Raw genomic sequence first — 6,922 nt, 5'->3', positions numbered from 1 at the left:
ACCATATTTACCACCTTGCTTTGAAATAACTTAATAGCTGCGACCGTTTTAGAGTTTTCAGGGCGTGAGCCTAAACGCTTGTCTACAACTAATTTTTTAGTAGGTGCTATAAGAGAAAGAAGTGAATTTAAAGCGATTTGTACTTCTTTTACATCTTCTGGTTTATTTGCGCCGCCAATTCCTACCGATTGGATTAATTTCATTGCTGGCATCGAAGAGTCCTTTTCTTTTGTGTTATGTTGTTTAAGTACAACGTGTTAGTAGTAATTTAACACCCACCATTTAAAGTGGGTGTCTTTGTTAATTTCATTTTGGCAAATTCAAATCATGTTCAAAGCCACTTACATACGAAATGTCTGAAGACGTTAGTTTGCTCATAACTCGCCACATTTCACACGTGAGTCTTCTTGCATTTGCAACCTTTTGTTCAGAGTATCTAAAAGCTTGATATCCATCTTCAATTTTTTTTGTTAACACCTTACATGTTTCGACCTTTTCAAACTCTCCAGAGGGTGATTCTAAATCAAATTCGTAAGACCATATTTTTGTTTCTAAGCTTAGGAAATCTTTAGCTTGGGTTAAACTAATTTGCTCATCAAAAAAAGCATATGTGCCATTTTTGTTTGAAAATGAAGATTTAATAACCAACGACGTTGCGCCACAGTTAAAACTAAAAATGGCTAAAATACATACATATAAATAATTCATCCTATGCCCTTTAAATTTCCATATTACTCTTTTTTGCTTATTAACATTAAATTTCAAGCTTTCAAGTGCTGTATTTTCAAATCACGTGCTTTAATAATCATTAAGCCTTATAAAATAACTTATTAAACTTAGCACCTTAAAAGCTAGTGTTAAGTAATACATCGTTGATATGCTAATTATGCCGTCAATTTTAAATTAGCGCTGTGTCTACTGTGTTAGCTAATTACACCAACTTTCAGTAGAGTCCATATCGTTTAAGTTATTTTTTATTAACCACGCTTTTAATACGGGAGTAGCTGCAAATTGGGAGCCCGTACCGGGCCAACAATATGTGCCTTCACTGTCAACACACAAAGCTACGTATACTGGAGTCGAATTAAAAACAGCATCTTCGCCGCGCTCAACAAACATGTGATAATTTATCTGCTCAAGCTCTTTGCCTTTAAAGGTGGCTAATACTTTTGCAAAGTAAACATGTTTGTCTAATCCATTATCTTCGTTAAAAGTTTCAATTTTAGTGATTTTTACTTTCGCAACATATTGAGTGTTTTCAACCGCGTTTTTAAACCCATTTAACTCTATGCTTTCCTTTGTTTTGGCAAAAGCCTGAACAGATAAACCAAATGATATTAAAAAGGGTAATATTATTTTTATGGATATGCTCATTGCTAACTACTTCTTAATTGGCTAATCGTGTTTATCACTTTGTTTCAAATTAACTATTAGCAACAGCGGCTTTAAAGCTTTCAGGGCGAAAGCTTTAAAAATATTTACTGTGAGTGAGTAATAGCAATACTGTGAAAAAGATAAGTAATCTTAATGTGTTTAAAGCGGCTTAAAACTTAGTATTAAAAAGTTGCTTTAAAACGATTTGCTCTGGGATATATAGCTAAAATTGTAAGCTCCACCAGCTAGCTGCTTAATCGCGTTTTATGGCTAGCTGTAAAAAGCTTTTTATCAATATTGCAGTATTTTCTAAAATAACAGTTAAATAGCTTTAAACACCCACTGTTTAATGTGGGTGTTTACTAAAGTGCTATTACTTAAAGTGCTATTAGCCAAAGCCTACGTATGGCGCCATTTGTATAGCCGATTTTACAAGGGTATTTAGCTTTTCGAGCATCCAATATAACGCGTCTTTTGCTAGTTTATAGGTTACATCAACAACCAATACAGCCGGTTTACCAACAAAGTTTAATATGTGTCCAATCAAACCTTTACTGTCTTCTGCGTACTTAGAAGACAATTTAGATATCTCAACAAGTGCGCGCGCCAATGTATCATATAAAGTTAACGCACCGCCTACGGCACCTTGCGCCAAAATGCTTGTCATTTTGCCACTTTCGCGCAGTAGCGTAAGTAAAGCATTCGTAATTTTGTCTGCCCATAACGCATTAAACGTAGCATGGTGGCGGTTACTGTATTTGAGGCGAGTAAGCGATAAATTAGACATCGAGCCTTTTTGCATACTCTTGTAGTCTTTGTATTTAGACGCTGTATTAATGTAACCTGGCGAGTCGCCACCTATTTTATGTGATGCGCCCGTTAAAGAAACACACGTGCTTAATCTATATTCGTCACCCGCATGAATAAATGGCCAAACGGGAACCATAGTAACAGGGTCGCTTCTGTGCACCGCTCTATACACACCGTTTAAACTTGTTTCAACTTGCGTAGCAAATGCATTAAAACCAACTCGCGGAGAGCCAAAGGTATACAGTTTTACAGGTACTTTATATTGATCTTTAATCCAGCTTGCTGCTAATGTAGCTAATGCACCACCAAGGCTATGACCAACACAATGAACCGGACGGTTTCCAGCTTTATTTAACAGGTTAGCTAACTGTAATTTAATTGATTCGAACGTTCTGTTAAAACCCGCATGTACCGTTTTATAATTTGGACCAACCGTTACACCACAATGTAAATCAGTTAATGTATCAGCAATGCCCGCCGTGCCTCTAAAAGCAATAACCATTTCACCTTTATGGTTACCGTCTGCTTTACCTAAACCAAAAAAACCAAAACCTGTAGAGTGATTCAAAACATGCTCTGCTACCGTACCGCTCACGCCTGTTAATGTCGATTTACTTGCATCAAACGCAAAGTGTTTACTTATTATTCTGTTAGGTTCAATGCCAGTACTTTTACCCGACGCTACTCCAATACTATCGTACGCAAACTCGGCTAATTGAACGGCTACATTAGGTGCTAAAATTTTCATGTAAATCCCTTTATAGTTTAAAAGTCTTTGAAGAGGTCAATACCATCATCAGTTTCATAAATTTCAAAATCGTTTTGCCATCTACAAATACTCGACGCACAAAACTCTAAATTTTCATCAGCATAATTTGGAAATGCAAAGTTAACCTTAGGCGTCGTTAAATCGCCGTTTAAGCTAAGTAATTTTTGTTTGTATTCAATTGGCTCACTTATGCCTGGCAGCTTTGAATTCCAAAGCTCAAACGTTTCGCCTTTATGTTCAACCGTTATTAACTGCAGTGTCACCTCATGAGAAAACATATCCCCAGGTATTTTTGAATCAATAACAACTTCTGGCAAATAAAAAGATCCCGTTGAACCAGTGCTTACCTGATCTTCTTTTTCAACTTTATGGGCAAACTTTAAACTACGCTTAATTATAGCTCCCTCAACGGGTTCGCCGTTCAAAGTAACTGCACCTTCAACTTCTGAGCACATATGCACACTATACGTTTTTACTAAACCTAACATAATTATTGTAAACCTCTGTCTTTATTTTTACCCATTACAAGGGCGTGCTTTCTTCTTTCGTAGCGCTTAACAGGGATAGCGTATTATTGTCATTAAATTGCGCACGTATACACGTTTTATTTATTGTAAAAGTATACGTATGTTTTATTTTTGAATGCTCTTCGTCAGAGTTTAAAGGCGCTTCAACAACGTTATATTCTTTATATTTGTTTTTAACGTCATCAGGGGTCGAGTTTTTATTTAAAAAAATAACATCAAGCGCACACGATGCAATATCGACATTATCATCGCCATCAAAATGAAAAAACAGGCACTCAGCCGCTTTTTTTTCAAAAGTAACAGACACACCTTTTTCTGGCATTACTACAGATGCTTTATCAAACTTATGATTGTAACGATACTCAGGATTTTCGTTAAATAAATCGCGGCATAACCCCATCGCATTATTATTAAAGTTAGAACTGAGTACTTGCTCAATTACGTCAAAATCAATCATTATAAATATTCCTTTAAATTATCGGTTTTAAAATAAGCATAATAAGTAAATATAAAGCACTCACGGTTTAAATGAATGCTTTATGCCAATATACATTTGCAATACAAAGTGATTAAAACTGCTTAATTAACGTATAAGGTGCATCGGCGGCTAATCGTGTTACCACATAGCCATAAGTAGAGCCGTAACTCCCCTCTTCAACACTGTTATCCATATACAACACCATATCTTCAATACCGTCGTTGTTATAATCGCCTTTCGCCATAACCGTAAGCTTTTGAATACCGCCACTGTTATCGTAGTAAATAGCTTGGTCTTTATTTAATGACTCCATTTTTTTAATATGGCTCATTTCTTCCCAGCTATTCGCTTTTGCTAAGCGGCGCTCATCATCGTTTGAAATAATTAAAGCAAACTCCGGCGGCATTTGTTTAGCCAGTGCCGAGTCGTGCTTAAAGTCACTCAAAAAGCTCGTGTCAGAAGCATTTAGCTCCCCCATATGCGCCCATATTACACATACTTTATTCATTGCTTTTATAACAGCTTGATCTCGGTAACTAAGTCCGTTAAAGCCTTCTTCTAAAGCACTTGATAAACCATTACAACTAGTAACTACTTTATTAGGGCTACCGTCTTTAAGAAGGTTTTCTTCAAAATACCATTTTTTATCAATTAGAGCCTTAACCTGCTCTTGGTTCTCTAATGTTACTGGTTCACCAAAATAGCCTTTTGTTTCATTTTCAACGCTATATGTCGGTGCTATTTTATTCTTTTCTATTTCTGCACATGCAGTACTTGAGATACTAATACATGCAAGTAAAATTAATTTCTTCATCATTTTGCACTTAAAAATAAGTATTACATTCAGTAGTACATCTCTTTTAGGTCAACTCAATAACCGCTTTATAAAGTAACATACCTTGTAAAAACTAAACCACACACCCAACTTAACCAAACAAAAATTAAGATGGGTGTCATTGTTATATTGTTATATTTTAAGTGATTAAAACTGCTTAATTAGCGTATAAGGTGCATCGGCAACTAGTCGTGTCACAATATAACTATAAGAAGAAGAATAACTTCCACGTTCAACTGCATTTGCTAAATGCAAAACTATGTCCTCAATACCATCTTGGTTATAATCACCCTTCGCCATTATTGTTAACCTTTGAATACCACCACTATTGTCGTAATAAATAGCTTGGTCATCATTTACTGGTTCCACTTTTGCAATGTGGCTCATTTCTTCCCAGCTACTCGCTTTTGCTAAGCGGCGCTCATCATCGTTCGAAATAATTAAGGCGAGCTCAGGCGGCATTTGCTTTGGTAATGCTAAACTGTGCTTAAATGAACTTAAAAAGCTTTCTTTTGAAGGCTTTAACTTCCCCATATCAGTCCACGTGGTACATATTTTATTAGTAGCTAGTAACGCGACCTGCTCTTTATAATTTGCTGATTTATAGCCCTCTTGCAATGCTTTAGATAAAACTTTACAACTATCAACTTTAATAGCTGGCTTACTATCTAAAACAACCTCATAGGAATAAAACCAGTTTTTACTAAATAAAGCATTCACCTGTTCCGGCGTTTCTAAAACTTCCGGTTCCATAAAATACCCATTAGTTTTATTCTCTAAACTATATGTTGGAGCTATTTTATTTTCTTTTATATTTGCACATGCTGTACTAGAGATACTAATACATATAAGTAAAGTCGTTTTTTTTATCATTTTGCACTCTTGAATAGGTTGCGGACATAAGTATTACGCTCAGCTGATACATCTTTTCTATTTGATTCAATGGCTGCTTGTTTAAAATCACGTACTTTCATATGTTTATTAAAATTTGGAAACTCGTCTTTAAGCTCAGGCATACCTAAATTAAAAATCATATCAAATAGCGCTAATTTTACATCGTTAGGGTAACTTGAAAATTCTGACGCACCGTAAATAATTTTAAGCTCACTTTCAAATGTTCTTATATGCTGTTCAACTTGAGCTTCCCTTACTGCCTCTGTAATGACCAATTTAGTGAAAGGCTTATAAAAAGGAGCAGCTTGACTCCCAAAAGGCTTTGATTTAATTAGTTTAAATTCATCTTCAATTTGTTTTACCGAGGCAACGGCACCCGTATCACGAAAGGTAAAAGGTACTTTTTTTGCCGCTTCAACATCCTTTAATAAATGACCAACACCAACTGTTACCTTGCCCTTTGTGTCTAAATACATATGAGGAATATTACCTTCATATTTCTTCATATTTTGTTTTAATGTTACTTTTAAATTGCCAGATATTGGAACAATCGCAGCTGTTACAGCACTCGCTAGCTTTTCGTTGATTTTTCTATGGGTGCGTCCATTTGGATCTATTTTCCCGTCTGGGCGTACCATATTTACCACTTTGCTTTGAAATAACTTAATAGCCGCCACGGTTTTAGAGTTTTCAGGGCGTGAGCCTAAACGACCGTCTACGGTAAGTTTTCTAGTGGGCGCTATAAGGGAAAGAAGTGAATTTAAAGCGGTTTGTACTGCTTTTACATCGTCTGGCTTATTTGCGCCGCCAATTCCTACTGATTGAATTAATTTCATTGCTGGCATCGAAGAGTCCTTTTCTTTAGTGTTATGTTGTTTAAGTACAACGTATTAGTAGTAATTTAACACCCACCATTTAAAGTGGGTGTCTTGGTTATTTTTTATTTGCGCCGCCAATTCCTACCGATTGGATTAATTTCATTGCTGGCATCGAAGAGTCCTTTTCTTTAGTGTTATGTTGTTCAAGTACAACGTGTTAGTAGTAAATTAACACCCACTATTTAAAGTGGGTGTCTTTGTTATTTTCTTTGTTTTTTCTAAATTCAACATAATGAAAGTAGATGTATGAAGTCAAGATTTGACCCTGAGGAATCCCCACAATTTGATAATATAAATCAATAAGGTAGTTTAAAAAACAGTTGAAGTGCACAGCCAATTTTGATCTTATATGTTTTT

General features: G+C 35.6%; 8 protein-coding genes and 1 pseudogene. All 9 read right to left on the bottom strand.

The window, feature by feature from the left end; genetic code table 11:
- Positions 1-212 (bottom strand): annotated as a pseudogene (locus I6F65_RS20675) (hypothetical protein); the annotation flags it as partial.
- 94 nt (positions 213-306) lie between these two features.
- Entirely contained in the window at positions 307-708 is a 402-nt protein-coding gene (locus tag I6F65_RS20670) for a hypothetical protein (protein ID WP_197114706.1), read from the bottom strand.
- Positions 709-927: 219 nt separating this feature from the next.
- A complete protein-coding gene (locus I6F65_RS20665) occupies positions 928-1,374 on the bottom strand; it encodes a hypothetical protein (protein ID WP_197114704.1) in 447 nt (148 codons plus the stop codon).
- A 388-nt stretch (positions 1,375-1,762) separates the two neighbouring features.
- Positions 1,763-2,932 (bottom strand): lipase family protein, encoded by a 1,170-nt coding sequence (locus I6F65_RS20660; protein ID WP_197114702.1) that lies wholly within the window; start codon positions 2,930-2,932, stop codon positions 1,763-1,765.
- A gap of 17 nt (positions 2,933-2,949) precedes the next feature.
- A complete protein-coding gene (locus I6F65_RS20655; protein WP_197114700.1) occupies positions 2,950-3,441 on the bottom strand; it encodes a DUF6795 domain-containing protein in 492 nt (163 codons plus the stop codon).
- 34 nt (positions 3,442-3,475) lie between these two features.
- Entirely contained in the window at positions 3,476-3,937 is a 462-nt protein-coding gene (locus tag I6F65_RS20650; protein WP_197114699.1) for a hypothetical protein, read from the bottom strand.
- 112 nt (positions 3,938-4,049) lie between these two features.
- Positions 4,050-4,775: a hypothetical protein gene (locus tag I6F65_RS20645; protein WP_197114698.1), complete on the bottom strand. Its 726-nt coding sequence runs from the start codon at positions 4,773-4,775 to the stop codon at positions 4,050-4,052.
- 165 nt (positions 4,776-4,940) lie between these two features.
- On the bottom strand, positions 4,941-5,546 hold the full coding sequence (locus I6F65_RS20640) for a hypothetical protein (protein WP_197114697.1): 606 nt from the start codon (positions 5,544-5,546) through the stop codon (positions 4,941-4,943).
- Between the two features lie 116 nt (positions 5,547-5,662).
- The gene (locus tag I6F65_RS20635) at positions 5,663-6,532 is read right to left on the bottom strand and encodes a hypothetical protein (protein WP_197114696.1); all 870 of its coding nucleotides are present in this window, start codon (positions 6,530-6,532) and stop codon (positions 5,663-5,665) included.
- Positions 6,533-6,922 lie beyond the last annotated feature (390 nt).

Source organism: Pseudoalteromonas sp. SWXJZ94C (assembly GCF_015864385.1).
Lineage (GTDB): Bacteria > Pseudomonadota > Gammaproteobacteria > Enterobacterales > Alteromonadaceae > Pseudoalteromonas.
Note: the sequence above shows the minus strand (reverse complement) of the source record. Positions and strands in the feature narration are given on the sequence as shown.

What these genes read in the sequence shown, in the direction of transcription:
- I6F65_RS20670 (WP_197114706.1), bottom strand. Translation starts at nt 708, where the DNA reads ATGAATTATTTATATGTATGTATTTTAGCCATTTTTAGTTTTAACTGT.
- I6F65_RS20665 (WP_197114704.1), bottom strand. Translation starts at nt 1,374, where the DNA reads ATGAGCATATCCATAAAAATAATATTACCCTTTTTAATATCATTTGGT.
- I6F65_RS20660 (WP_197114702.1), bottom strand. Translation starts at nt 2,932, where the DNA reads ATGAAAATTTTAGCACCTAATGTAGCCGTTCAATTAGCCGAGTTTGCG.
- I6F65_RS20655 (WP_197114700.1), bottom strand. Translation starts at nt 3,441, where the DNA reads ATGTTAGGTTTAGTAAAAACGTATAGTGTGCATATGTGCTCAGAAGTT.
- I6F65_RS20650 (WP_197114699.1), bottom strand. Translation starts at nt 3,937, where the DNA reads ATGATTGATTTTGACGTAATTGAGCAAGTACTCAGTTCTAACTTTAAT.
- I6F65_RS20645 (WP_197114698.1), bottom strand. Translation starts at nt 4,775, where the DNA reads ATGATGAAGAAATTAATTTTACTTGCATGTATTAGTATCTCAAGTACT.
- I6F65_RS20640 (WP_197114697.1), bottom strand. Translation starts at nt 5,546, where the DNA reads ATGGAACCGGAAGTTTTAGAAACGCCGGAACAGGTGAATGCTTTATTT.
- I6F65_RS20635 (WP_197114696.1), bottom strand. Translation starts at nt 6,532, where the DNA reads ATGCCAGCAATGAAATTAATTCAATCAGTAGGAATTGGCGGCGCAAAT.